Below are 24511 nucleotides of genomic sequence, written 5' to 3'. Positions count from 1 at the left end.
AAAGATGCAGCAGGAAGACGCAACGAGGCTGATAGAGGACTGGACCCGGACCCATGGCCGCACCCGCGACCGCCTGCTCCCGCTGCTGCACATGTTGCAGGAAGAGATAGGCTTTATCGATGATGCAGCCATCCCCGCCATCGCCACCGCACTCAACCTCAGTCGCGCAGACGTTCATGGAGTTGTGACCTTCTACCATGATTTCCGCCGAACCCCCGCCGGCCGGCATGTCGTAAAACTCTGCCGCGCCGAAAGCTGCCAGGCCCGCGGCGCCACGGCAATCGAGAAGGCCGCAACCGATCGGCTGGGCGTCCCCATGGGCGAGACGCGCCCGGACGGACAGGTCACGCTGGAACCCGTCTATTGTCTCGGCCTGTGCGCCGTCGGTCCCAACGCCCTTGTCGACGGAAGGCCGGTCGCGCGGATCGACGTGGCGGCCCTCGACCGGATCGCGCAGGAGATCGCGGCATGAAGCGGGTCTATGTCAGCCGGGACATGGCCTCCGTCGCCCTGGGCGCGGACGAGGTCGCCCGCGCCTTCGAAGCCGCAGGATGCGAGGTGGTGCGCACCGGCAGCCGGGGACTCTTTTCCATCGAGCCTTTGGTCGAGGTCGAAAGCGAGGGGAAGCGGATCGGCTTCGGGCCGGTCGGACCGGCGGACGTCGCGGCCGTGCTGGACGGCAGCCATGAAGCGCGGCTGGGCGACGTGGCGGCCTTGCCCTTCTTCGCCGGGCAGCAACGCTTCACCTTCGCGCGCTGCGGAGTGATCGATCCGCTCAGCCTGAAGGACTATGCCGAACATGGCGGCTGGCGCGGGCTGGAAACGGCGCGCGGCATGACGCCCCAGGCGGTGGTGGATGCGGTGAAGGCATCCGGCCTGCGCGGGCGGGGAGGGGCGGGCTTTCCCACCGGCATCAAATGGCAGACGGTGCTGGATGCGGTTTCGGACGCCAAGTTCATCGTCTGCAATGCCGATGAAGGCGACAGCGGCACCTTTGCCGACCGGATGCTGGTCGAAGGCGATCCCTTCTGCCTGATCGAAGGAATGGCGATAGCCGGTCATGCCGCGGGAGCAAGCCACGGCTATATCTATATCCGCAGCGAATATCCCTTCGCCATCGCCACCATGCGGGAAGCGATCCAACTCTCCGCCGAACGGACCGCGCCTTTCACGCTCGAAGTGCGCGTCGGGGCGGGCGCCTATGTCTGCGGCGAGGAAACCGCGTTGCTTGAAAGCATCGAGGGCAAGCGGGGGCAGGTGCGGGCAAAGCCGCCTCTCCCGGCGCTGGCGGGGCTGTTCGGACGACCGACGGTGATCAACAATCTGCTCAGCCTGGCGGCGGTTCCCTTCATCCTGGCGGAAGGGGCGAAGGCCTATGCGGACGTCGGCTTCGGCCGGTCGCGCGGCACCATCCCGGTGCAGCTTGCGGGCAATGTGAAGCATGGCGGCCTCTATGAGATCGGCTTCGGCATCACGCTGGGCGAACTGGTGAACGACATCGGCGGCGGCACGGCCAGCGGGCGGCCCGTCCGCGCGGTGCAGGTCGGCGGGCCCTTGGGCGCCTATTTCCCGCCCAGCATGTTCGACCTGCCCTTCGATTATGAGGCTTTCACGCAGGCTGGCGGGCTGATCGGCCATGCCGGGATCACCGTGTTCGACGACAGCGTCGACATGGCGCACATGGCCCGCTTCGCGATGGAATTCTGCGCGGTCGAGAGCTGCGGCAAATGCACCCCTTGCCGGCTCGGGTCGACGCGGGGCGTCGAGGTGATGGACCGGATCATCGCGGCGCGGGACAGCGCGACCGTCGTTCAGGCCGGACGCAATTGGGAGGGGTATCTCCAGAAAGCGCTCAATTCTCGCACGCCCGACCGGATCGATACCGGGCTGGAGGCGCAGACGGCGTTGCTGCGCGACCTTTGCGACACGATGAAACATGGCTCGCTCTGCGCGCTGGGCGGTTTCACGCCCTATCCGGTGCTGAGCGCGCTCGATCATTTCCCCGAGGATTTCGGTGCCAAGTCGCCGGTGAAGGAAGCTGCGGAATGAGCTACACGCGCGAAACCGACCATGGAACCCCGCCCGCCATATCGACCGGCAGGAGCGTGACCCTCACCATCGACGGCGATACCGTGACGATGCCGGAAGGCACGTCGATCATGCGGGCGGCCTCGCTGACCGGCTGTTCGATCCCCAGGCTGTGCGCGACCGACAATGTCGAAAGCTTCGGTTCCTGCCGCCTCTGCCTGGTCGAAGTGGAAGGACGCAACGGCTATCCCGCCTCCTGCACCACGCCGATTGCCGAGGGCATGGTGGTGCGGACGCAGAGCGAGCGGCTGAAGCAGTTGCGGCGCGGGGTGATGGAGCTGTACATCTCCGACCATCCGCTCGACTGCCTGACCTGCCCGGCCAATGGCGATTGCGAATTGCAGGAGCAGGCGGGCGCCGTGGGCCTGCGCGACGTCCGCTACGGCTATGACGGCGCGACCAATATGGGGCAGGCGAAGGACCGGTCGAACCCCTATTTCGACTTCGATCCCAGCAAATGCATCGTCTGCTCGCGCTGCGTGCGCGCCTGCGACGAGGTGCAGGGCACATTCGCCCTGACCATCGAAGGGCGGGGCTTCGACTCCAGGGTGTCGCCATCGCAGGGGCAGGATTTCCTCTCGTCCGAATGCGTGTCCTGCGGCGCCTGCGTCCAGGCATGCCCGACCGCGACCCTGACCGAGAAAAAGGTGGTGGAGATCGGCACTCCGGATCGCGCAGTCGTCACCACCTGCGCCTATTGCGGCGTCGGCTGCACCTTCCGCGCGGAGATGCGGGGCGAGGAACTGGTCCGCATGGTGCCGTGGAAGAATGGCAAGGCCAATCGCGGGCATAGCTGCGTCAAGGGCCGCTTCGCCTGGGGCTATGCCCAGCATCGCGACCGTATCCTCAAACCCATGATCCGCGCCTCCGTGAACGAACCCTGGCGCGAAGTGTCGTGGGAGGAGGCCATCGCCCATACCGCCAGCGAATTCAAGCGCATCCAGGCAAAATATGGCACACGCAGCATCGGCGGCATCACGTCCAGCCGCTGCACCAATGAGGAGACCTTCCTCGTCCAGAAGCTGATCCGCCAGGGTTTCGGCAACAATAATGTCGATACCTGCGCGCGGGTCTGCCATTCCCCCACCGGCTATGGGCTGAAGACGACCTTCGGAACCTCGGCGGGCACGCAGGATTTCGACAGCGTGATGCAGGCCGACGTGATCCTTGTCATCGGCGCCAATCCGACCGATGGCCATCCGGTCTTCGCCAGCCGCATGAAGAAACGGCTCAGGCAGGGCGCCAAGCTGATCGTCATCGATCCCCGGCGGATCGATCTGGTGAAGTCGCCCCATGTCGAGGCCGCTCATCACCTGCCGCTCCGGCCCGGCACCAATGTCGCCATGCTGACGGCGCTGGCGCATGTGATCGTGACGGAAAAGCTCTATGACGAGGCGTTCATCCGCGATCGTTGCGATTGGGATGAGTTTGCCGAATGGGCCGATTTCGTTTCCGAACCGCAGCGCTCGCCCGAAGCGGTCGAGCCCCTTACCGGCGTCAAGGCGACGGAGGTCCGCGCCGCCGCCCGGCTTTATGCGACCGGCGGCAATGGCGCGATCTACTATGGCCTGGGCGTTACCGAGCACAGCCAGGGCAGTTCCACCGTCATGGCCATCGCCAATCTCGCCATGGCGACCGGCAATATCGGGCGCGAAGGCGTGGGCGTGAATCCCCTGCGCGGGCAGAATAATGTGCAGGGCGCCTGCGACATGGGCAGCTTCCCGCACGAATTTTCGGGCTATCGCCATGTCTCCGACGATGCGGTGCGCGGCCAGTTCGAACAGGCCTGGGGCGTCACGCTGGATGCGGAGCCGGGGCTGCGCATCCCCAACATGCTCGACGCGGCGACGGACGGCACGTTCAAGGGCATCTTCATCCAGGGCGAGGATATTCTCCAGTCCGATCCCAACACCCATCATGTCGCGGCGGGGCTTGCCGCGATGGAATGCGTCGTCGTGCAGGACCTGTTCCTCAATGAGACGGCCAATTATGCCCATGTCTTCCTGCCCGGATCGACCTTCCTGGAGAAGGATGGAACCTTCACCAACGCCGAACGCCGCATCCAGCGCGTGCGCAGGGTGATGGCGCCGCTCAACGGCCATGCCGATTGGCAGATCGTCCAGTTGGTCGCGCAGGCCATGGGGCTGGGCTGGTCCTATGCGCACCCTTCCGAAATCATGGACGAGATCGCCGCGCTGACGCCCACCTTCGCGGGCGTGCATTATGACCGGCTGGATGCAGAGGGATCGCTGCAATGGCCTGCCAATGATGCAGCGCCCGACGGCACGCCGACCATGCATATCGGCGGTTTCGTGCGGGGGAGGGGCAAGTTCGTCGTCACCGACTATGTGCCGACCGATGAGAAGACCGGGCCGCGCTTCCCGCTGTTGCTGACCACCGGGCGCATCCTCAGCCAATATAATGTCGGCGCGCAGACGCGGCGGACCGCAAACGCGGCCTGGCATCCGGAGGACCGGCTGGAAATCCACCCCAACGATGCCGAAAATCGCGGGATCAGCGATGGCGACTGGGTCTCGCTCAAGAGCAGGGCCGGGGAAACCAGCCTGCGCGCCCTGATCACGGAGCGGGTCGCGCCGGGCGTGGTCTACACCACCTTCCACCATCCCGACACGCAGGCCAATGTCATCACCACCGACTATTCCGACTGGGCCACCAATTGCCCGGAATATAAGGTGACGGCGGTCCAGGTCATGCGTTCCAACGGACCGAGCGACTGGCAGCGCGACTATGCGGAGCAGGCACGGCACAGCAGGCGCATTGCGCCCTTGGAAGCGGCCGAATAGGATCGGGCGCATGAGCGATGAAAATGAAGTCATGTCGACCGAGGACCGCCTGATCTACATGGCGAACCAGATCGCCCGCAATGTCGCGGCGTTGGGCGAGGCGGAAGCTGTCGCCATGACGGCGGACCATATCCGCGCCTTCTGGGATCCGGCGATGAAGCAGCGCATTGCTTTGCTGGCGGCCGCGCGTCCCGGCGCACTGTCTCCCATAGCCGCCGCCGCTGTCGGCCGGGTCGTGGCGCCTTGAGCGCCGCGCCCGAAGATCGGTCCTTCACCTTCAGGCACATAACGCCGGCAGGCCCCATCACCCCGGTGACGCGGGAATTGGCAGAGGAAGTGCCGATCGCCATCGAATTCAACGGCATCGGCTATGCCGTGCTAATGGCCACGCCCGCCGATGTGGAGGAACTGGTGCTGGGTTTCACGCTGGCGGAGCGGTTGATCGGCCGGGAAGATGCGCCGTTCGAGGTGGATGTGCATGCGACCGAACAAGGGATCATTGCCCGGGCGACCCTGCCGGAGGAGCGAACGGAGGCCTTGCTGAGCCGGGTGCGGCATCGCGCCTCGGAATCGTCCTGCGGAATTTGCGGGGTGGAGAATCTGGAACAGGCGATCCGGCCCCTGCCCTCCGTCACGGTTTCGTCACGGGCCGACAAACAGGCGGTTTTTCAGGCGCTGGGGGAATTGAAGGGACATCAACCGCTCAATGCGAGAACCGGCGCGGCCCACGCGGCGGCCCTGGTGGCGGCAGACGGCACGATCCGCCTCGCGAGGGAAGATGTCGGGCGGCATAATGCGTTCGACAAGCTGATAGGCGCGATGTGGCGGCGTGGATGGACATGGGATGGCGGCTTTGCGCTGCTTTCCTCGCGCTGCTCCTATGAATTGGTGGAGAAGGCCGTGCTGGCGGACTGCCCCCTGCTGGTGACGATCTCCGCGCCGACGCGCCTTGCAGCCGAAAGGGCGGCGGGAGCGGGGCTGGCTCTGGTGGCGCTGGCGCGCGCTGACTCCATCCTGTTATACGGGGAGGGGGGGCTGGGCCTGGAGCAGTAAAGGAGCGCAGGGCTTCTGCCGGGATACTGGTTTCGCGGGAATCCGGATGCGCTCCAGAGCCGGACCCTAATGCGGCTGCCCGGCGGATCGGAAGCGCAGGCGGATCGTCCCGTTCGCCGGCACCGTCATGGCCCAAACCTGCTTGCCCGGCTTTTTCGTCAGGCGACCGCTGAAGCCGCTGAATAGCCGTCCGCCGTTCGCTGGAAAGTCGATCTCGAAACGGATGGGGAAGGGATTGGCGTTGCGCACGACAAGGTTGTGATGGAGGATGCCCTTGCCCGCCTCTTCCTGTTCCGGTTCCAGTGTCAGGTTGCTGGCTTGCGCGAAGGACCATTCGACTTCCTCGTCGACGGTCTTGTCGCCTGTGGTGCTTTCCCCGACATACATGCGGCCCCAGGGGCTGTCCTGATAGAGAACCGCGCGTCCCGCCGGAAGGGGATCGCCCAGGCCATCCTTCCTGCCGTTGCGGAAGCGGAACAGCATCCGGGGATCGTCCGGCTCTTCCCACCTCATCTCCGTCCGATAGACTAGGCTGCCCTTCACCTTCTGCTTCACCAGAAACGCCACCTGCTTCTGTGCACGGGCGGCGACGGTGACGGGAACGGGAATGCGGTACAGCTTGAGGTCGCCCAGATTTTCCGCCCTGGCGACCACGGCGACAGGAGCGGGGGCCGACAGCATGCCTTCCTGCCGCCGCTGGGCCGTCACGACAATGTCTTCGCCCGCCATCATCATGGCCATGGGCGGCGGTGCAGGCGGCGGCGGCGGCGTGCCGCTGCCCAGGTCGCTCGTCGTCCCGGCGGGCCAGCAGGCGCTGAACCTGTTCAGATAGCGGGCTTCTTCACGCGCCCTTTCGCCGCTGTCGTCGCGGCTGTCCTCCGAACGGTTCACCCTTCCGGCTATGGCGGAAGCGGTTGCATCGGCAAAGCTGGTGTCGTCCGCGCTCGCCAGCGTCAGCCAGCCGAGCAGGTCCAGCGATTGGCCGTCCGGGGCCAATGTGCCGACATAGGTCGCATCCCAGTCGAAGCCGGTGGCGATATAGGCCAGGGTGATCGTCGCAGGGCCGCCGGGCTGGTCCCTGGTCGTCATGGTCAGCACCGGCTTTGCGGAGAGGGTCGCGGGCGCCCCCCGATAGAGGAGCGTCTGGTGCAGTCCGGAGCAATAGAGCGCCTCCACGCCTCGCATGGTCGTCACCACCAGACGGTCGGCGGCGGATCGCACGGTCGCGCTTTCCTCGACCGTCCTGCCGTTTGCCGGGTCGGTGCGGCGAAGGATCACCCGTTGCCCGGTAAAGGCGTCAACCAGCCCCTTTTGCGACAGCAGCGCCGCGTCGCGATTGCGCTCCCGCGGGGGCGCGCCAAAGAGGATCGCCGATTGCGGCACGATGCCGCTCGCCACCCCCTCGAACCGGATCACGGCTTCGCCCGGCGGCAACATAACCGTGCGCGTCTCCGCGATCAGGGCGAAGGCGCCGGGCTCATCGCGGTCGAGCGGAGCTTCTCCCCGGTCCGGATCGCGGTAGAGCGTGACCGCCACCTTGTCCGGACCGCTGGAGATCACGACCGGCAACTGCGCCCTGGCGGCCAGGGGCGCCCAGAGCGGCAGGATCATCAGCCACAGCCACAGGCGGGGCATGGCCGCGCTTACCAGGGGGTGAGGAAAGTGGCGGTCAGTTCGACCTTGCCATTGGCGGGCACCGGCACCACCCAGCGCCGCAGGTCAGCCGTTTCCTGCACGCCGGGAATGCTCTCCTCCGGCACGCGCAGGTCGCGCCACCACCACCATTGGGACAGGCCGGACTGGACCACGTCGACATTCACAGGCACCGGCTTGGCATTGGTGACGATGTAGCGCATCCGCGTGCGAAAATATTTCTGCGGCCGCTCGACATAGCCTTCCGCCTTTGTGCCGTCGGGATAGGCGACGCGCCAGCGCTCGGTCTTCGTCCATTCGTCCGTCGTGATCGTGTCGCGCTGCTCGACGACCGGCTGCACCTTCACGTCGAAGGCGTCGCCCGTTCGCAGGGCGAGGGTGGAGCCGCCGGGCGTGTGCGGAATGCCGCTTTCCCCGATGAACTGGGCCTGCCCGCGCGCATCCCGCATATAGACGCGAACCGTGCCCGCGGGCAGGGCCGCGCCGATTCCGGTCGCCTTGGCATTGGAGAATTTGAGCACCGATGCGGCGCTTTCCGCCTGGTCCTTGCTTTCCATCCAGTTGCTGCGGAACTCGTAACCGCGTTCCGCCGGCACGCCCGATGCGTCGAGGAAGCTCACCTGCTTGGTCTGGGCATTGGCGATCGTCGTGCGACCCTCGATCGGATAGACATGGAAGTCGCCCAGTTGCTCGCCGCCGCTCTCCGTGCCGGGCCGGTTTCCGCGAGGCTGGGGCCGACCGCCATTATAGCCGCCATAAGATTGCTGCACCTGTCCGACTTCCCCAGCGACCAGCAGGGCGCGGGCGTTGGCGAAAGTGGTGCCGGTGCTGTTGTTGAGCGTGATCCAGCCCTGCATGTCAAGCTTGCCCGCTTTCTCGTCGAACAGGGCGACATAGTCCGATTTCCAGCTCATGCCCGGCGTCAGGTAGCTCAGCGTCACCGGCCTTGCACCGCCCTGCGGCGCATCCAGGGTGACGCTCAGCGTCGGGCGCGCGCGCAGATTGGGCGGAATGGAGGAGAAAATGACCCGCACAGGCAGACCGTCGTCGCGCAGCACCTCGATCCGCTCACCGATCTTCAGCACCACCCCGCCATTGGCCGCGAGCACCATTGCCTGTTCCCGCGTTTCCGCGCCGGTGGCTGGGTTGGTGCGCAGCAGGGTGATCGTCTGGCCCACCGCCTTTTCCATCAGCGATGCGGGCGACAAAAGGTCATAGTCGAAATTCTGCTCGACAATGCCGATGCCTTCTCCCGACAATGTCACCGTTTCCGGGCGAATGCGCGCCGAGACATCGGGAAATTCCTGCCGGGAGCGTCCGGAGGGCAGGGTGATGCGGCGGACGTCCTGCACCAGCGCCAGATCGTTATTATAGATGGTGACGGACAGGTCGCCCTGGGCATTCGGCGCGGAAGGCTGAGCAAAGAGCGCCTGGGGAGCCAGGACCGCAACCGAGATTATCGCAGGACATATCAGACGCATGAAGCCCCCCTCCGCCAATCCTGCAAGACATGCCGCAAAAACAAAGGTCGTTCCAGAGGCATAATCCCGGAACGACCTTTGTCGCCTTTCAAGATGACGGTGGTGCAGGGCGGACAGGACTGCGCCATTCTTCCGCCCCGCTCGCGAAGGCGTCCAGCCCGCACCCGGCCCGCCGCCCTTCCATCCGTTCGGATGCTGCGGAGGGAGGCGCCAGTCCGTCGCTCAATGCAGGCCCGAACCGCCGCCAGCCAGTTCCTTGGCGATGGTGCCGACCATGTCCTTGGCATCGCCGAACAGCATCTGGGTGTTGCTGTTATAGTAGATCGGATTGTCGATCCCGGCGAAGCCCGCATTCATCGAACGCTTGATCACGAAGACCGACTTGGCCCGATCCGCCTCGATGATCGGCATGCCCGCGATCGCGCTCTGCGGATCGTCGCGCGCCGACGGATTGATCGTGTCGTTGGCGCCGATGATCAGCGCCACGTCCGCCTGCGGCAGTTCGGGGTTGATGTCGTCCAGCTCGATCAACTGCTCATAGGGCACATTCGCTTCGGCCAGCAGCACGTTCATATGTCCCGGCATGCGGCCCGCGACCGGATGGATCGCGAACTTCACATCGACGCCCTTCTTGGTCAGCGCCTGATACAGTTCGCTCACCTTGTGCTGCGCCTGCGCCACCGCCATGCCATAGCCCGGAATGATGACGACGCTGCTGGCGTTTTCAAGCTGCAACGCCGCTTCCTCGGCCGAGGCCGAACGGACAACGCGGTCGTCCTTGCCGCCCGCCGCGCCGGCCACGACCTTGCCGAAGCCGCCGAACATGACATTGGCGAAGCTGCGGTTCATCGCCTTGCACATGATGACCGCCAGGATGAAGCCCGACGCACCGTCCAGCGCGCCCGCCACGATCAGCAGCTTGTTCCCCAGGGCAAAGCCCATGGCGCTCGCCGCAAGCCCCGCATAGCTGTTGAGCAGCGCGATCACGGTCGGCATGTCCGCCCCGCCGATCGGGATCACCAGCAATATGCCGAACAGCAGCGCCAGCGCCACGAAGGCGGGGAACAGCCAGGTCTGCGTCGGATCGAGCGCGAGCATCGCGGCGATCACCAGCGCCGCCAGCGCCACGGCGCCGTTCACCACCCGCTGCCCGACGAAGGAGACGGGACGGCTGCCCATGATCTCCTGCAACTTCGCGAAGGCGATGACCGATGCCGTGCAGGTCAGGAAACCCAGCAGCATCTCGAACATCAGCGCCCACATGATGAAGCTGCCGGCATATTCGCCATGGGCGTGCTTGTAATATTCCGCCGCGCCGATCAGGCCCACGGCAAGCGCGCCGAAGGCGTGGGAGATGGCGGTCCGCTGCGGGATCGCCGTCATCGGCATCAGCAGCGCCATCGGGATGCCGGCGGCCGCGCCCGCGACCATGGCGATGAGGATCAGGTTGTAATCGACCACCTCATGCTGGACCAGCGCGCCGACGATGGCGACCAGCATGCCGACTTCGCCCGCGCGCACGCCCCGGCGGGCCGTCGACGGGTGACTCATCCACATCAGCGCCAGGATGAACAGCGACGATGCGATGATCGCCGCAAAGGGTACGAATGCGTTCATCTCACTTCCCCCGCGGCTTGAACATCTTGAGCATGCGGTCGGTGATCATGAAACCGCTGACCAGATTGACCGTGGCGCAGAACACCGCGACGAAGCCCAGCGTCTTCGCCAGCGGCGTCGCGCCTTCCTCGCCCGTGATGCTGATCGCCCCCACGATCACCACCGCTGCGATGGCGTTGGTCAGCGACATCAAAGGCGAATGCAGCAGCGGCGACACCTTCTTGATGAGCTGAAAACCGACGAAGGCCGCCAGGATGAAGACGAACAGATAATCGGGATTAAGCGAACTCATTGCAGTGCCCCCGTCAATTGAAGCAGCCTCTCGCTGACGACTTTCCCGCCCTGCGTCACGCGGATGGCGTTGCCGATCTCCTCGTCCAGCACCGGCGCGTTCCGGTCCTTGTTCCAGAAGGCGGAGAGGAAGTTATAGAGGTTGCGCGCAAACAGGGCCGATGCGTCGGCGGCCAGGCGCGAGGGCACATTCTTGTGCCCGACGATCTTGACCCCATGTCGCTCGACGACTTCGCCCAGCACCGCGCCCTCGACATTGCCGCCCTGCTCGACGGCCAGGTCGACGATCACGCTGCCCGGCTTCATCGACGCGATCTGCGCGTCCGAAATCAGGCGCGGCGCGGGCTTGCCCGGAATCAGCGCGGTGGTGATGACGATGTCCTGCTTGGCGATATGGCCGGACACCAGTTCGGCCTGCGCCTTTTGGTAATCCTCGGACATTTCGGTGGCATAGCCGCCCTTGCCCTCGCCCTCGATGCCCGCGACGCTCTCGACGAAGATCGCCTTGGCGCCCAGGCTCTCGATCTGCTCCTTGGTCGCGGAGCGCACGTCGGTGGCGGAAACCTGCGCGCCCAGCCGCTTCGCGGTCGCGATCGCCTGCAGGCCCGCGACGCCGACGCCCATGATGAACGCCTTTGCCGGCGACACCGTGCCCGCCGCCGTCATCATCATTGGGAAGGACCGGCCATATTCGGCCGCCGCGTCCAGCACCGCCTTGTAGCCGGCAAGGTTGGACTGGGAGGAGAGAATGTCCATCGACTGCGCGCGGGTGATGCGCGGCATGAACTCCATCGCCAGCGCCTCGAAACCGGCGGCGGCATAGGCGTCGACCCGCGCCCGCTCGACAAAGGGGTTGAGGCCCGCGACGATCCACGCGCCGGGCTTGGCGCCCGCGATGCTGGCCGCGTCCGGCCCCTGCACGCCCAGGATGATGTCGGCATCCGCCACAGTAGCGGCGCGATCCGCCACCGTCGCGCCCATGGCGGCATAGTCCGCATCGGATATGGCGGCGGACAGGCCCGCTCCAGCTTCCACCGCGACTTCCGCGCCCAGCGCCTTGAATTTCTTGACCGTTTCCGGCGTGCCGGAAACGCGGCGCTCACCGGGCGCCATCTCTTTCACTATGCCGATCTTCACTGCATCCACCCTCGTCCCATGTTGGCAGGGCTCTGGCGCGGCCAAAAGCCGTCCTATCCTCAGCCCATACTAATATGCCCATTATCGACCCCTATGAATCGCAATACTGCCAAACCGGAAAGAATCAAACAAATAATATGCACATAATAGGACAGGATGTATGAGGAGTGCCCTTTTGCCGGCAAATTCGCTATGGGCGGTCGGACCCCAGACGAGGAGTAAGATGAGCATCCGCAAGCAGAATTCCCGCGAAGGACTGGTGACGGCGGCCGTGGCGAAGCTGCGTGACATGATCGTCGCCCAGCCCCCCGAAGCGCAGATCGGATCCCTGCCCGATCTGGCGAAGGCGCTGGGCGTGGGCATCGTCACCGTGCAGCAGGCGGCGCGCGTGCTGGAGCATGAGGGTTTCCTGAAGGTGCGGCGCGGCCCCGGCGGCGGCTATTACGGCACCCGGCCCGATGCGGAGGGTTTGAGCCAGGCGATTTCCGGCTTCCTGGCGCTGCATCATTCGGCGCATCCGGAGGCCATCGACATCATCACCCTGCTCGACTGCGAACTGATGGCGGCGGCAGCGCGCGCCACGGACGAGGCGCTTCGGCAGGAGCTTGCGGCGCTGGTCAAATCCATCGACGGGCGCAATACGGCGCGGCAGCGCGGCGCATTCGACCAGAGCATGCTGGACATTCTCTACCTGATGGTCGACCGCCCGCTGATGGAACTGCTCTCCCGCGTGGCCGTGCACCATTATGCCGAATATCCGCGCGGGCCGGTCTATGGCGGAAGCGAAGGCAAGCAGCGCTGGAAGCGGGAAAGACGCGCCATCATCGCCGCGATCCTCGACGGCGATCCGGAGCGCGCCCGCTTCGAAGCGCAACGGCGCCGACGGGAGATCATGCGCCAACTCGACGCGGCCATCTGAGAAGGCCGGATCGGGCAAAGATGAAGCGCCGGTCCCTTCATCGGGAACGGAGGCTTCGCGGGCATTTAAGGATGTGCTAGCGCCGCGACGATGACAAAGCCTGTGCCGCCTTCTGGACCGAATGACGAGCCATCGTCGCGCCGCCGCCAGATATTGGAGATCGCCGCCCAGCTATTCGCGAAAAAGGGTTATCGCGGCACCTCCATGCGCGACATCGGCGAGCAGGCGGGCGTGCTGGGCGGTTCGCTTTACCATCATATCAGGTCCAAGGACGCCTTGTTCGTGGAACTGCACAATGCCGCGCTCGACAGGGCGGAAGAACGCATAGCCGCGGCCGTGCGGGCGCAATCCGATCCTTGGGCCCGGCTGTACGCGGCTTGCGCGACATTGTTGGACATCCAGCTTGCCCCCGGCTCCCTCACCACGCCGATGATGAACGACTTTCGGGAAGTGCCGGATGATGTCCGCGAACAGCTGATCGCGCGGCGCGACCGGTTCGAAGGGCTGTTTCGTTCGCTGGTCGAGGAACTGCCGCTGCCGGCCCCTATCGACCGGTCGATCTATCGCAACCTGCTTTTGGCGCAATTGAACGCCACCGCCGACTGGTACCGTCCGGGCAAGCTTGCTCCGGCGGAGATTGCGGCGCAGATCGTCGCCGTCTTTCGGCATGAATGATCCCTGCCCCGCCGGGGGAGGGCGTCCGCGCGCTAAAATTCGATGGAAATCTGCACCTTGAGCTTGCTCACCCCGGCCGCTTCGGCAATGCGCGTCTTCGCCTGATCGATGACCTCCTTCAGCGACCGGGCATAGGCCTCCGCGCCCGATGCGTCGGTTTCCCGAAGCGGCGGACGCCCCCTGCCGTACAGCAGCTGTTGCTCGGACAGGCCGAAGACCGCCGCAAGAATGCGCAGATTTTCCCTTCTCGGGGTCGTCCTGCCTGTCTCCCATCCCCAGATGGTGGGCTTGCTGAACCCCGTCCGCTCGGACAATGCCGTGCGGCTCAGTCCCTTTTCATGCCGCAGCCGGAGCAGGCGTTCGCCCAATCCTTCGGCGGCGGCTTCCTCCGGCGGATCGGCGGCAGGCTCCACATCGTCGCGCCCTGGACTGCGCAGCCTGATCGCGCTTACCGCGCCCTGGGGCAGCGACGTTTCGAAACGACAGCCGAACAGGGTCTCGTTCTGCCAGACGACGCGGGCCACGACCCGGTCGGCATCGGGCAGGGACAGCATGATGCTCTGCCCGATCTCCAGCGTCGACCTGGTTTCTATCAGCATGCCGGCGGTCGAGATGTCGTGGATCACCACATTCGTGCTCGCGCCGTCGGACGTGCCGGGAAGTTCCAGGCGAATGCGCCAACGCGCGGCGTCTCGCCTGTTTTCGGACTCGGGTGGCTGGTCGACGATCGCTGGTATGGGCATTTTCCGACTATTCGCACCGGCGGGTTTCCGGAATGTTAATAAGTCGGTCGTGGACCTTGGGGATTGCCGAATGGCAGGGGATGTGCCGCGATTGACTGTAACAGATGTTTGGTATAGCAGAGGTCCGCGATTTCCAGGAGAGTTCCGATGTTCAGCTATGTTCCCCCGATAGACGATTATCGCTTTCTGTTGACGGAGGTTCTCGGCTTCGACCGGACAATGGCGGACATCGGAAAGGAGGTCGATGCCGACCTGGCGGTGGCCGTCCTGGAGGAAGCGGGCCGGATGTGCGCCGACCGGCTGCACCCGCTCAACCGCCATGGGGATGAGGAGGGAAGCCATCTCGTCGACGGATCGGTGAAGACGCCGGAGGGTTTTGCCGACGCCTGGCGGGACTTCGCGGCTGCGGGCTGGGCGTCGCTATCGGCGGAGCCGGAATATGGCGGGCAGGGGCTGCCCTTCATCCTCCAGCTCTGGCTGGACGAGATGCTGTCGGCGGCGAACCTGTCCTTCGGCCTGTTCCCGGGCCTGACACGCGGCGCGTGCGAGGCGATCATCGCCCATGCCGGCGATTCGCTGAAGGCCACCTATCTGCCGCGCATGGTGAGCGGCGAATGGACCGGCGCCATGGCGCTCACCGAAAGCGGCGCGGGCACGGACCTGGCGCTGCTGAAGACCAAGGCGGCGCCCGGCGCCGACGGCAGCTACGCCGTCACCGGGCAGAAGATCTTCATTTCCTCGGGCGATCATGATTTCGGCGGCAACATCGTCCATCTGGTGCTGGCGCGCCTGCCCGATGCCCCGGCGGGGGTGAAGGGGATCAGCCTGTTCCTGGTGCCCAAATATCTGCCCGACGCCGATGGCGGCTTCACGATCCGCAACGCCATGTCGGTGGGCGCGCTGGAAAAGAAGATGGGCATCCACGCCCAGCCGACCTGCGTGATGAACTATGACGGCGCGACCGGCTGGCTGGTGGGGGAACCGAACAGGGGCCTGGCCGCCATGTTCACCATGATGAATGCCGAGCGTCTGATGGTCGGCATCCAGGGGCTGGGCATTGCCGGCGCAGCCTATCAGCAGGCCGCCGGCTATGCGAAGGAGCGGCTCCAGGGACGCAGCGCCGATGGCGCGCGGGGTCCGGTGGCGATCATCGAACATGCCGATGTGCGGCGCATGCTGCTCAATATCCGGGGTTTCGTGGAGGCCGGACGGGCGTTGGCCGGGTGGACGGCCTTGCAACTCGACCGGGCGCATCATCATCCCGATGCCGCCGAGCGGGCGAAGGCGGATGCCCTGGTCGCGCTGCTGACGCCGGTGGTGAAGGCGGCCTTCACCGACTTCGGCTTCGAAAGCGCGGTGCAGGCGCAGCAGGTGTTCGGCGGGCATGGCTACATCCGCGAATGGGGCATGGAGCAATATGTCCGCGATGCCCGCATCGCCCAGATTTATGAGGGCACCAATGGCGTGCAGGCGATGGATCTGGTCGGACGCAAGCTTCCCATGGCGGGCGGCGCGGTGGTCGATGGCTTTTTCACCCTGGTGGACGCGGATCTGGAAGCTGGGGCGGGGCTGGACATTGCAGCGAAGACGGGCGACGCGCTCACCCTTCTCCGCGGCGTGACCGCGTCGCTGCGCGGCGCGGGGGTCGACGCCGCCGGAGCGGCGGCGGTCGATTATCTGCGCCTTTTCGCGCTGGTCTCCATGGGCTGGATGTGGACGCGCATGGCCACCGCCGCGCGGGGCGATGCGCCGCTGCATGCGGCGAAGCGCGCGCTGGCCGACTATTTCGCGCAACGGATGCTGCCGCAGGCCCAGGGGCTGGCAGCCGGCATCGCGGCGGGTGAGGCCACGATCATGGCGCTTGGCGCCGACGCCTTCTGAACGAAAGGATCATCATGGCCGTCGAGATGACCCGGGCGGGTGCGACCATCGTCCTGCGCCTGTCCAACGGGCCGGTAAATGCCCTTTCGGTGGGCAACGGCTTTGTCGAGGAACTGGGGGCGAAAGTCGGGGAAGCGGCGAGCGATCCCGCCTGCCGCGCCATCGTGATCGCCGGCGCCGGCCCGATGTTCTGTGGCGGCGCCGACATCGGCGATTTCGATGGCGATCCCGAGCAGGTCGACCGGCTGCGGCATCTGATTGCGACGGTCGAGGCTTGCGGCAAGCCGGTGATCATGGCGATCCACGGCATGGCGCTGGGTGGTGGCCTGGAACTGGCCATGGCGGGCCACTACCGCGTTGCCCAGGCGGGAAGCCGCCTTGGCCTGCCCGAAGTGACGCTGGGCCTGCTGCCCGGCGCGGGCGGTACGCAGCGCCTGCCGCGCCTGATCGGGGCAGGCGCAGCGCTCGACATGATGCTGTCGGGCAAGCCCGTGACGGCGGAGCGCGCATTGTCGGCGGGACTCATCGATCAGTTGGTGGACGGCGACGTTGTGGAAGCGGCGCTGGAGGTTGCGCGCAACGTGCCTCCGCTGCGCCGTACGGGCACGCTGCCGGTGCCTGCCGACCTCGCCGGGGCCGTCGCGTCGCGCCGGGCGAAGCTGCGGGCCGGGCTGAGCCAGGCGCCTGCCCGGATCGTCGATTGCGTCGCGGCGCTGTCCGGCGATCTGGCCGCCGGTTTGGCCCTGGAAGCGGCGCTGTTCGGGGAATTGCTGCGCTCCGAGGCCTCTCGCGGCCTGCGTCACGCATTTTTCGGGGAGCGGACTGTGGCGCGCATTCCCGGATTGGCGCCGGAAGTGCGCCCCCGTGACGTCGGTCATGTCGGTGTTGTGGGCGGCGGCCTGATGGGCACGGGCATCGCGCTTGCGCTGTTGAACGCGGGCCTGCCCGTGACGATGGCCGAACTGCGTCCCGAGGCGCTCGCCAAGGCGGAAGCCACCATTTGCAAGACGATCCAGCGCGATGTGGAGAAGGGCAGGATCGGTCAGGACGTGGCCGATGCGCGCATCGCCGCCTTCACGGCTGCGACCGAACTGGAGGCGCTCGCGCATGCCGATCTGGTGATCGAGGCGGTGTTCGAGGATATGGGCGTCAAGAAGCAGGTCTTTTCCGCGCTCGATGCGATCGCCCGGCCGGATGCGATATTGGCGAGCAACACATCGACGCTCGACCTCGACGCCATCGCCGCGCTGGTGGCCGATCCGTCGCGGGTCGTCGGCCTGCATTTCTTCTCGCCCGCTCCAAATCTTCAGATTTGTCGAAACACCTGAAAAATAAAGATAAAAATAGGCCGTTTTGGCCTGTGTAGGTACTGTGCAGAAAAATTTGCGGAATCGCTTCGCAGTCGCGCGCAGAAAAGCCGCTTTCATCTCCCCCAAATTCGCCCATCAAAGCTATCCCGTTTTTGGTTGATTCGAGCGTCGTCGAGCGCCATTTCCCCGACAACGCGGTTATGGCGCGAAGCGCCTATATAGAGGTGAACAGCGGTAGGATCGGACAATGCGGGCAAGGCGCAGACAAGACGAAGAACGGATGAAAGCGCGGGCGCGCCGCGTGATGGCCTTGTGGTCGCGCGGCGTCTCCGATGCGCCTGCGCATTCGCCGCGCGCGGTCGGGCGCAATGCCTCTACGCATTGCCGCCCTTGCTCCTGCTTTCTGTGCAGCGGTCATAAGGACGTGCCCCGCAAGCGGGAGCGCGGTTTCGAGGATTATCGGGGCTGAAAGCTCCTGTCCGGCGCGGCCCCTAAGGCCGCGCCGTCCGCAGTCATTGATGAGCCTCATCGTATGCGATGAGGCTTGGAGGTGGGTCGGGCGGGACAAGGAATAGCCGCCGTCACCATGACGGCGGTTCCGCCAAGTGCCGGAGGGTTTCCCCTCCGGCGTTTTCGTTTCAGGCAGCTTCCTGCAATGCTGCGGGCTGCGGCTGCAAGCTGTGGAGATAGTCGGCGGCGCGCTGCGCATGGGCGGCGGCGCTGAAAATGGCGCGCTTGTCCTCCTTCAGCACCTTGAGCCAGTTGCCAATATAGGCGGCGTGTTCGTCACGGGGTTCTGGCGACAGGCTGAGGTCGGCGCAAAGGAACGCCGCGCCAAGCTCTGCGACAAGTTCCTCCATCGCGTAGCCTTCATCGCCCCAGCGCTTGCGGCCAAAGTCACGCTCCAAGCGGTTCGCGCCTTTCGTCCAGTGGGTCATTTCATGGGCAAGGGTGGCGTAATAGGCTTCGGCCTCGCGGAAGGCTTCAAAGGGCGGCATTTGCACAAAGTCCTGTGCGGGGCTGAAAAACGCGCGGCTGCCGCCGTGGCGAATATCCGCGCGGGTCGCGGCAAAGAAGGCCTCTGCATGCGCGATGCGCTGCACGGTATCGGCGGGACGCTCGGCCTGCGCATAGAAATGCGCGGGCAATCCTTCCACCTGCTCCACGTTAAAGACGGTGTATCCCTTCATAAACGGAATATCGCGCTCGGTTTCCTGCCCGTTCTCGTCGGTTTCGGTCTTGGTGATGGTGTTGGCGTAAACGACAAGATTGCCCTTCTCGCCCTTGCGGACGTTGCCGCCAAGCTCCTGCGCCTGTTTGTAGGTCATCCAGATAGGCGCGTTATATCCACGCTCACAGGCTGCGCCCCACAGCATCAGGACGTTGATTCCACGGTAGGGCTGACCGTTCGCGCGCAGCGGGCGCGTGATGCGCCCTGCGGCATGTTCGGCGTTCCATGGCTGGAACCACGGGCGAACACCGTTTTCCAATGCGGTCACGATTTGGGCGGTTACTCTCTCATAAACATCTTGCTTCATTGCCTTTTCTTCCTTGGCTTATGGGTTGCGCATGCAACCGACTAGCCACGCGGCAATGAGCGGGGATTCAGCCGTCCAGACCGGAAAACGGGGGATGGCGCGGGCCGGAGCGCAGCGACTACACGGCCCCCGTTTTCCGCCTGCAGGGCTTGGTCTTGACGGTGAAGGGCGGCACGCCCCCACAAAGAAAGAAGGAATGCGGACGAAGGCCGCACAGCTTGCGCGTCAGGGAGCGTTACCCGCATGGGACGAAACCACCATGGGGGTTCGGTGGCCCTGCCATAGCGCCCGCCCGCAGGGGACGCCTAGCTTATGGAATTGAAATGCAAGGTGAGAATATTCCCAAGTCTGGGCTATTCTGGGACTCACGATTCCACTTTGTTCCGCTATGAAATTAACAACCTATTGCGAGTAAACACCTGACCCATGCCTATTCGTAATGACATCTGGACTGTCTCCGCCAACCCCCAAGCCCTGCCTGAAACACGGCTCGTGAGCGAACGGGCATTGGAAGACATGATTGTGGCCGCGCCGCGCATTCTCTCGGATGAGTGGATGCTGATTGGTCGGCAGGAATCCACTACGGCGGGACGGCTCGACCTTCTCGCCCTCGCACCAGATGGCGCGCTTATCCTGATTGAACTGAAGCGCGACCGGACGCCGCGCGAAGTGGTTGCGCAGGCGCTCGATTACGCAAGCTGGGTTGAAGTGCTGGAAACCAGCGACATTGCCGCCATTTACGGACGCTTCGCACCGGGGCGCGACCTTGCGGCAGATTTCCTAGCCCGCTTCGGCCAGCCGCTCGACGAAGACACGCTCAACGAAAGTCACCAAATCGTCATCGTCGCCACGCACCTCGATGACAGTAGCGAGCGCATTGTGAAATACCTTGGCGACAAGGGAATTCCTATCAACGTGCTATGTTTTCAGGTCTTCGCTCACGGAGAACAGCAGCTTCTCAGCCGCACATGGCTGGTTGACCCTGTGCAAACGCAGGTCAGCGCAGCAACGCCCGCTGCGACGCGGGGCACGCGCGAGCGCGAACCGTGGAACGGCGAGTTCTACGCCTGTTTCGGACATGGCGGCTCGCGGAGTTGGGATGAAGGTCGCCAGTATGGTTTTATCAGCAGCGGCGGCGGAAGCTGGTACAGTAATACGCTCAATCTGCTCTCGGTCGGCGATAGGGTTTGGGTGAAAGTCCCCGGCCAAGGCTTTGTCGGCGTTGGCGAAGTCACGGGGCCGCGCCAGCCGATTACCGAGTTCACGGTGCAGACACAGGACGGCGAGCGCCCTGCACTTGAGGCGCTGACGGGCGCAACCTACCACCGCGAAAGTGTCGATGACCCCGAGCGTATGGAGTATTTCGTGCCGGTGCGGTGGATGCACGCCGTGCCGCTCGCCGAGGCGGTGAATGAAATCGGCCTGTTCGGCAATCAGAACACGGTGTGCAAGCCCGTCACGCCAAAGTGGCGTCAGACGGTCGAGCGCTTGAAAGAGCGATGGGGTATCGCTCCCCGCAATCAGTGACTTGAAACGGAAGAAACGCTGCGCGCCAGCAAAGCGGCTGCTTCCGCCTGTCGATGAGTTCCGGTCTTGGCCAGAATCCGCTTGAGATGGCTGCGCACGGTGGAAAGCCCGATGCCCATAGTTACCGCGATATCTTCAAGCGATGCTCCCCGCCCAAGGGCGGCGGCAACGGCACCTTCCGTCCGAGTCAAACCAAAGAGTTCGCGCAGCCGCGCCACGGCGATCGGCGCTTCGGGGTCACGGATAAATACCAGTACAGCAGGCCGCTGTTCGCCAAAGGCGGAAGCGGTCGGACGCAAGGGCGCAACCTCTAGCGCCAGCGGCATGCGGTGCGGACGTGGAATTGAGAGCGCCGCGCCGGGCTTGGCGATCCTGCCCCGTGCGGTGTCCATCGCGCCTTGCAACAGAGACAATAGCTTGCCGTGCAAAGCAGGCAAGCGCAGCGCCAGCCTACCGCGAATAACGGCCAGTTCCCCATTCTCGCGGAGCAGCCGCTCCGCCATGCTGCTGGCCTGAATGACGCGACCCGTATCGCTCACCATCAAAACGCCGGTATCCAACCTGTCGAGCGCCTGCAAAGCGGCGGCATGAGATTGGGATACAGACGCGAACCGCTGCCCGAGGCGTAGCGCCCGCTGCAAGTGCGGAAGCACCAGCGCGGCCTGCCGCCGTTCGCGGCGGGTATAAGCTCCCGCACCCTGCGGCCTGTGAATACCGAGAACGCCAATCGCGCCATCCGCTGCGGGGAATACAGCCCCGAGCATGTGATGGATATCCAGATGCCGGAGCCATTCCTGATAAAAGCCGCTGCGCGCCTGTTCCTCGCGCGTGACAAGGTCTTCGTCGGTGATGATGCGCTGCATGCCGTAGGCCACGCTGCGCTCCACCCATAAATCCTTGCGGTGCCAGTCATCCGCCCAAGCCTGCTCCCGCTCCGACACCATGAGGTTTTCCGTGCATTCGAGAAGGTTCACGCGAGCATTGTCGCCGTGAAGCTTAAGAACGGTGCTGGTCGAGCCGAGGGTTTCCGCGATGCGGTTCGCGGTGCCTGACCACAAGGTGTCGTCTATGGCCGCATCGTAAAGATGCGCGATTAGTCCCGAGACGCGGGATGACGCATAGAGTTCTTGCGACGGCATGGCCGTGTAATACCCCCTCAATCATCTGGCAGTGCGGATCAACTTTAGCGCCGCACCAACAACCTCGCATGAACAATAGGGCGGGAAAGGGCTCTGCCGTCCTGCCGTGCCTGATTTCTCCCCTGTTTAGGGGACGAATGGGTCTCCGCGCCACCTTAACCATAGCGTGAAGGATTTTCACGTGCGGAGATGTCATGAGCAAAACCCGTTCCCTCGTCGTGCCGTTGCTGCTCGCGGCGGGGCTTGCCGCCTGCGGCCAGAACGCCGCGACGGCGGAGAATGCCGCTACCGCACAGGGTGCAGATGAAACTGCATCCGGTAACACGCCGGAGGTCGCCGCTGCCTCAAGTGAAGCCGCTGCACCTGCTGCGCCCGAAGCCGTTCCGGCCAAGGCGCAAGTGGCTGCTACCATCGCGGCGCTGCCGCTCAAGCGCGGCTATTACGTTGAAAGCGATACCCCGTGCGGCCAAGCCTCCAACGCGACCACGACGCTGCTGCGCCGTGAAGGCATCGGCGGCGCGCGGGATTTCTGCGAGTTCAAGAAAATCGAGCAAACGGGGCCGAATACCTACCGCGTGACGGAAGCCTGCGGGGATTTGCAGGACAATGCGCCCCCGGAAACCAGCACCTCCATCTATACCCTCACGGGGGATACGGCCTTCACCGCCAAGAGCGAGCACGGCTGGGAGCGCAGCGCCCGCTACTGCGCTCAATCGACTATGCCGCCTGACTGGCGCGCCAACGATATCAGCGACGTGACGGGCTGAGTCTGCCGTCTCCATCCATACCCTGTGAGGAGATACCCGATGCAGCGAAGGGCTGCGCTTTGTTCCGCTCTTATCGGCGTGGCGCTGGTCACGCTCACGCCCGCCTTTGCACAAACCGCCTCCACGCCTGCGGCCAAGATGGACATTGCAGGGGTGCGGATCGGCATGACCGAAGCGGAAGCCCGCGCGGCGCTCAGAGCCTTCGACCCGTCGATGCGGATTATCCGCACCACGACGCGCTATAACTACTCGCCCGGCGAAGGCCGTCCCGAGCAATCGACGCCGGAGTTTTTTGACCGTCTGGAAGTGCGCACCGCCAACGGCGCCGTTGACCTGTTCACGGTCTATTTCGCCAACCCGCCCGGCGAGGCGCGGGTTATCGCTATCGAGCGGCCCAATCTGCCGCACACGCAAACACCGCCGACGCAGCAGCAATTCCGCGCCAGCCTTACCGCCAAATACGGCCAGCCGTCTTTCGTGGGCGAAGGAGAGATTGTCTGGGAAGAAGCGGGCAAGCCGCGCTGCTCGTTCTCCCGCGCGCAAAACCGCCCCCTGGGCGGTGGCCTTACGCGCGAGCGGCTGTTTCCAACGCTGAGTCAGGCGCAGCAATTCCGCACGAGCATCCTGACGCTCCCCGCCGATATATCCACCTGCGGGCAAGTGCTCTCCTACGTTCACGGCACATATGGCCCTGTCACTATCGCCCGCGCTTCGCTGCTCGACATGGGCGCGATTTGGGCGGCGGACATGCGCACCACCGCATGGGTGAACGGCCTCAAGGCCGAAGCCAAACGCAAGGCGGACGCGCAGGCGCAAGCGCCGAAACTCTAGGACGCCGGGTGCGGGAATTTTGAGCCGTAAAGGGATTGATATGGGACTGACCACATTGAGCGGAGCCGTGAGCGGCATCCGTCATTCGACCGAAACGCGGGGCACGGTAGGCCGCAATGGCGGCTCCGTGAAAACCGGACAGGTCATCGCGTTTCGCGTGGGCGAGCGATCCGCGCAAATCAAGCTGGCCGATGTGCCGGATATCCGCGACGGGGATGAGGTAACGCTGGCCGGACGCGAGAAGAACGGCGTGTTCAAGGCGCTCGCCTTGCGCAACGACAAGACGCGCGCCGTCTACAGCATCCCGACGACGGTGGGCTATCTAATGGGCGCGACGCTCCTCGCGCTCGGGGTGATGACGTTGGTGTTCCTGATCGGCGTCGTGTTCATCGCGGGTGGCCTGTGGACGCTCTACGAGGCGTATAACTACACGCAAGCGGCGAACATGCTCAGAGCCTGAGGGGCGGCCCACCGCGCGCAGATGGAAGGCAAGCGTCTGTGCTCCGGCAAAACGAGCTTTGGAGTCTAGATAGAGTGGGCGCTGGCAATCTCCCTGCGGGTCCACCCCCATACGTCCTGTTCATCATGCACCCTGCCAGCGGCCTTGCCTGCTGGGCGCAAGCCCGTGCGGGCTCCTTCTCTTCGTTGCGGTCCTTCGGATGCACCCGGCCATCCCGCTGGCGTCATCGGGGGGCATGAAAGGCCGTAGTGGTTGCGGCCTCAAGCAATAGGGAGACAGCCCATGCGCCTCATCGTCGCCTCCGAACTCGACAACCTGCCGGAAACCGCTCTGCACTCCAAATTCTACCGCGTGCAGCAGGAATTGGCCTTCACCGAACCCGCCACCACCGAGCGCGCGAATGCGCTGGCGTCCCTCGAAAACATCAACCGCGCGATTATCACGCGCCGCGTCAAGGGGCCGGGCTTCTAGCCCGGCCCACAAGAGAAAGCCGCCAGCAGGAAACTGCTGGCGGCTCTTTCATTCCAGTTCGACTATGGGCCCATCGGCTTATTGAATCTCCCACGCAACGAAGGGGGCTTGGATGATGAGGGCGAT

The 24511-nt window shown here is 64.8% G+C and carries 22 protein-coding genes; 14 read left to right on the top strand and 8 right to left on the bottom strand.

Annotated elements, in window-relative coordinates; translation table 11 throughout:
• The first annotated feature begins 4 nt into the window (after nt 1–4).
• From A8G00_RS23540 to fdhD, 5 genes are read left to right on the top strand one after another with little or no spacing between them, the layout of a single operon-like run.
• The gene (locus A8G00_RS23540; RefSeq protein WP_103001850.1) at nt 5–472 is read left to right on the top strand and encodes a formate dehydrogenase subunit gamma; all 468 of its coding nucleotides are present in this window, start codon (nt 5–7) and stop codon (nt 470–472) included.
• Entirely contained in the window at nt 469–2049 is a 1581-nt protein-coding gene (locus A8G00_RS23535) for an NADH-quinone oxidoreductase subunit NuoF (protein WP_103001849.1), read from the top strand. The genes A8G00_RS23540 and A8G00_RS23535 overlap by 4 nt, the downstream gene beginning before the upstream one ends.
• Nucleotides 2046–4892, top strand: a complete 2847-nt coding sequence (fdhF, locus tag A8G00_RS23530) for a formate dehydrogenase subunit alpha (protein ID WP_103001848.1) — start codon at nt 2046–2048, stop codon at nt 4890–4892. Before A8G00_RS23535 ends, fdhF begins: the two co-directional genes overlap by 4 nt.
• Before the next feature lie 10 nt (nt 4893–4902).
• Nucleotides 4903–5139 (top strand): formate dehydrogenase subunit delta, encoded by a 237-nt coding sequence (locus tag A8G00_RS23525; RefSeq protein ID WP_061936078.1) that lies wholly within the window; start codon nt 4903–4905, stop codon nt 5137–5139.
• Nucleotides 5136–5945, top strand: coding sequence for a formate dehydrogenase accessory sulfurtransferase FdhD (fdhD, locus tag A8G00_RS23520; protein ID WP_103001847.1), 810 nt, complete (start codon nt 5136–5138; stop codon nt 5943–5945). Before A8G00_RS23525 ends, fdhD begins: the two co-directional genes overlap by 4 nt.
• Nucleotides 5946–6011: 66 nt before the next feature.
• On the opposite strand, the gene A8G00_RS23515 is transcribed toward fdhD, so the two are convergent.
• The 5 genes from A8G00_RS23515 to A8G00_RS23495 all read right to left on the bottom strand — a co-directional run bounded on the left by A8G00_RS23515 (nt 6012) and on the right by A8G00_RS23495 (nt 12124).
• Nucleotides 6012–7580, bottom strand: coding sequence for a DUF4139 domain-containing protein (locus A8G00_RS23515; protein ID WP_103001846.1), 1569 nt, complete (start codon nt 7578–7580; stop codon nt 6012–6014).
• 8 nt (nt 7581–7588) lie between these two features.
• Nucleotides 7589–9079 carry a DUF4139 domain-containing protein gene (locus A8G00_RS23510; protein WP_103001871.1) on the bottom strand — a complete coding sequence of 497 codons (1491 nt, stop codon included), beginning with the start codon at nt 9077–9079 and terminating at the stop codon, nt 7589–7591.
• A gap of 222 nt (nt 9080–9301) precedes the next feature.
• Nucleotides 9302–10696 carry an NAD(P)(+) transhydrogenase (Re/Si-specific) subunit beta gene (locus A8G00_RS23505; RefSeq protein WP_103001845.1) on the bottom strand — a complete coding sequence of 465 codons (1395 nt, stop codon included), beginning with the start codon at nt 10694–10696 and terminating at the stop codon, nt 9302–9304.
• Nucleotide 10697: 1 nt separating this feature from the next.
• Nucleotides 10698–10988 (bottom strand): NAD(P) transhydrogenase subunit alpha, encoded by a 291-nt coding sequence (locus tag A8G00_RS23500; protein WP_025549500.1) that lies wholly within the window; start codon nt 10986–10988, stop codon nt 10698–10700.
• Nucleotides 10985–12124 (bottom strand): NAD(P) transhydrogenase subunit alpha, encoded by a 1140-nt coding sequence (locus A8G00_RS23495; protein ID WP_103001870.1) that lies wholly within the window; start codon nt 12122–12124, stop codon nt 10985–10987. The genes A8G00_RS23500 and A8G00_RS23495 overlap by 4 nt, the downstream gene beginning before the upstream one ends.
• 223 nt (nt 12125–12347) lie before the next feature.
• Here A8G00_RS23495 and A8G00_RS23490 point away from each other — a divergent pair, with 223 nt between their 5' ends.
• Both A8G00_RS23490 and A8G00_RS23485 read left to right on the top strand, forming a co-directional pair.
• Nucleotides 12348–13043, top strand: coding sequence for an FCD domain-containing protein (locus tag A8G00_RS23490; RefSeq protein WP_025549502.1), 696 nt, complete (start codon nt 12348–12350; stop codon nt 13041–13043).
• 90 nt (nt 13044–13133) lie between these two features.
• Nucleotides 13134–13718 carry a TetR/AcrR family transcriptional regulator gene (locus tag A8G00_RS23485; RefSeq protein WP_025549503.1) on the top strand — a complete coding sequence of 195 codons (585 nt, stop codon included), beginning with the start codon at nt 13134–13136 and terminating at the stop codon, nt 13716–13718.
• A gap of 32 nt (nt 13719–13750) precedes the next feature.
• Here A8G00_RS23485 and A8G00_RS23480 read toward each other — a convergent pair whose 3' ends face one another.
• Nucleotides 13751–14461, bottom strand: a complete 711-nt coding sequence (locus tag A8G00_RS23480; protein ID WP_103001844.1) for a helix-turn-helix domain-containing protein — start codon at nt 14459–14461, stop codon at nt 13751–13753.
• Between the two features lie 147 nt (nt 14462–14608).
• Between A8G00_RS23480 and A8G00_RS23475 the strand changes: the two genes are divergently transcribed.
• Together A8G00_RS23475 and A8G00_RS25830 are read left to right on the top strand one after the other, a co-directional pair.
• A complete protein-coding gene (locus tag A8G00_RS23475) occupies nt 14609–16342 on the top strand; it encodes an acyl-CoA dehydrogenase family protein (RefSeq protein WP_048576896.1) in 1734 nt (577 codons plus the stop codon).
• 14 nt (nt 16343–16356) lie between these two features.
• Nucleotides 16357–17670, top strand: a complete 1314-nt coding sequence (locus A8G00_RS25830; protein ID WP_301182324.1) for a 3-hydroxyacyl-CoA dehydrogenase NAD-binding domain-containing protein — start codon at nt 16357–16359, stop codon at nt 17668–17670.
• Nucleotides 17671–18290: 620 nt separating this feature from the next.
• Here A8G00_RS25830 and A8G00_RS23460 read toward each other — a convergent pair.
• On the bottom strand, nt 18291–19190 hold the full coding sequence (locus A8G00_RS23460; RefSeq protein ID WP_103001842.1) for an ArdC family protein: 900 nt from the start codon (nt 19188–19190) through the stop codon (nt 18291–18293).
• A gap of 426 nt (nt 19191–19616) precedes the next feature.
• On the opposite strand from A8G00_RS23460, the gene A8G00_RS23455 reads away from it, so the two are divergent.
• On the top strand, nt 19617–20717 hold the full coding sequence (locus A8G00_RS23455) for an endonuclease NucS domain-containing protein (protein ID WP_103001841.1): 1101 nt from the start codon (nt 19617–19619) through the stop codon (nt 20715–20717).
• Here A8G00_RS23455 and A8G00_RS23450 read toward each other — a convergent pair.
• Nucleotides 20711–21856, bottom strand: a complete 1146-nt coding sequence (locus A8G00_RS23450) for a helix-turn-helix transcriptional regulator (protein WP_103001840.1) — start codon at nt 21854–21856, stop codon at nt 20711–20713. The two genes, A8G00_RS23455 and A8G00_RS23450, sit on opposite strands and share 7 nt — an antisense overlap.
• 194 nt (nt 21857–22050) lie before the next feature.
• Between A8G00_RS23450 and A8G00_RS23445 the strand changes: the two genes are divergently transcribed.
• The 4 genes from A8G00_RS23445 to A8G00_RS23430 all read left to right on the top strand — a co-directional run bounded on the left by A8G00_RS23445 (nt 22051) and on the right by A8G00_RS23430 (nt 24385).
• On the top strand, nt 22051–22623 hold the full coding sequence (locus A8G00_RS23445) for a hypothetical protein (RefSeq protein WP_103001839.1): 573 nt from the start codon (nt 22051–22053) through the stop codon (nt 22621–22623).
• A gap of 78 nt (nt 22624–22701) precedes the next feature.
• Nucleotides 22702–23454 carry a hypothetical protein gene (locus A8G00_RS23440; RefSeq protein WP_103001838.1) on the top strand — a complete coding sequence of 251 codons (753 nt, stop codon included), beginning with the start codon at nt 22702–22704 and terminating at the stop codon, nt 23452–23454.
• A 40-nt stretch (nt 23455–23494) separates the two neighbouring features.
• Entirely contained in the window at nt 23495–23914 is a 420-nt protein-coding gene (locus tag A8G00_RS23435; protein ID WP_089220689.1) for a hypothetical protein, read from the top strand.
• A gap of 282 nt (nt 23915–24196) precedes the next feature.
• Entirely contained in the window at nt 24197–24385 is a 189-nt protein-coding gene (locus A8G00_RS23430; RefSeq protein WP_015458414.1) for a hypothetical protein, read from the top strand.
• The last annotated feature ends 126 nt before the right edge of the window (nt 24386–24511 follow it).

The sequence above is a fragment of the Sphingobium sp. SA916 genome (assembly GCF_002894065.1).
GTDB lineage: Bacteria > Pseudomonadota > Alphaproteobacteria > Sphingomonadales > Sphingomonadaceae > Sphingobium > Sphingobium fuliginis.
This window is presented reverse-complemented; position numbering and strand designations above follow the sequence as displayed.

Bases quoted from the DNA above. Each gene is read 5' to 3' on its own strand.
- A8G00_RS23510 (WP_103001871.1), bottom strand. From the start codon at position 9,079: ATGCGTCTGATATGTCCTGCGATAATCTCGGTTGCGGTCCTGGCTCCC.
- A8G00_RS23430 (WP_015458414.1), top strand. From the start codon at position 24,197: ATGCGCCTCATCGTCGCCTCCGAACTCGACAACCTGCCGGAAACCGCT.
- A8G00_RS23460 (WP_103001842.1), bottom strand. From the start codon at position 19,190: ATGAAGCAAGATGTTTATGAGAGAGTAACCGCCCAAATCGTGACCGCA.
- A8G00_RS23485 (WP_025549503.1), top strand. From the start codon at position 13,134: ATGACAAAGCCTGTGCCGCCTTCTGGACCGAATGACGAGCCATCGTCG.
- A8G00_RS23480 (WP_103001844.1), bottom strand. From the start codon at position 14,461: ATGCCCATACCAGCGATCGTCGACCAGCCACCCGAGTCCGAAAACAGG.
- A8G00_RS23445 (WP_103001839.1), top strand. From the start codon at position 22,051: ATGAGCAAAACCCGTTCCCTCGTCGTGCCGTTGCTGCTCGCGGCGGGG.
- A8G00_RS23450 (WP_103001840.1), bottom strand. From the start codon at position 21,856: ATGCCGTCGCAAGAACTCTATGCGTCATCCCGCGTCTCGGGACTAATC.
- A8G00_RS23525 (WP_061936078.1), top strand. From the start codon at position 4,903: ATGAGCGATGAAAATGAAGTCATGTCGACCGAGGACCGCCTGATCTAC.
- A8G00_RS23515 (WP_103001846.1), bottom strand. From the start codon at position 7,580: ATGCCCCGCCTGTGGCTGTGGCTGATGATCCTGCCGCTCTGGGCGCCC.
- A8G00_RS23475 (WP_048576896.1), top strand. From the start codon at position 14,609: ATGTTCAGCTATGTTCCCCCGATAGACGATTATCGCTTTCTGTTGACG.
- A8G00_RS23540 (WP_103001850.1), top strand. From the start codon at position 5: ATGCAGCAGGAAGACGCAACGAGGCTGATAGAGGACTGGACCCGGACC.
- A8G00_RS23535 (WP_103001849.1), top strand. From the start codon at position 469: ATGAAGCGGGTCTATGTCAGCCGGGACATGGCCTCCGTCGCCCTGGGC.
- A8G00_RS23505 (WP_103001845.1), bottom strand. From the start codon at position 10,696: ATGAACGCATTCGTACCCTTTGCGGCGATCATCGCATCGTCGCTGTTC.
- A8G00_RS23490 (WP_025549502.1), top strand. From the start codon at position 12,348: ATGAGCATCCGCAAGCAGAATTCCCGCGAAGGACTGGTGACGGCGGCC.
- fdhF (WP_103001848.1), top strand. From the start codon at position 2,046: ATGAGCTACACGCGCGAAACCGACCATGGAACCCCGCCCGCCATATCG.
- A8G00_RS25830 (WP_301182324.1), top strand. From the start codon at position 16,357: ATGGCCGTCGAGATGACCCGGGCGGGTGCGACCATCGTCCTGCGCCTG.
- A8G00_RS23435 (WP_089220689.1), top strand. From the start codon at position 23,495: ATGGGACTGACCACATTGAGCGGAGCCGTGAGCGGCATCCGTCATTCG.
- A8G00_RS23500 (WP_025549500.1), bottom strand. From the start codon at position 10,988: ATGAGTTCGCTTAATCCCGATTATCTGTTCGTCTTCATCCTGGCGGCC.
- A8G00_RS23455 (WP_103001841.1), top strand. From the start codon at position 19,617: ATGCCTATTCGTAATGACATCTGGACTGTCTCCGCCAACCCCCAAGCC.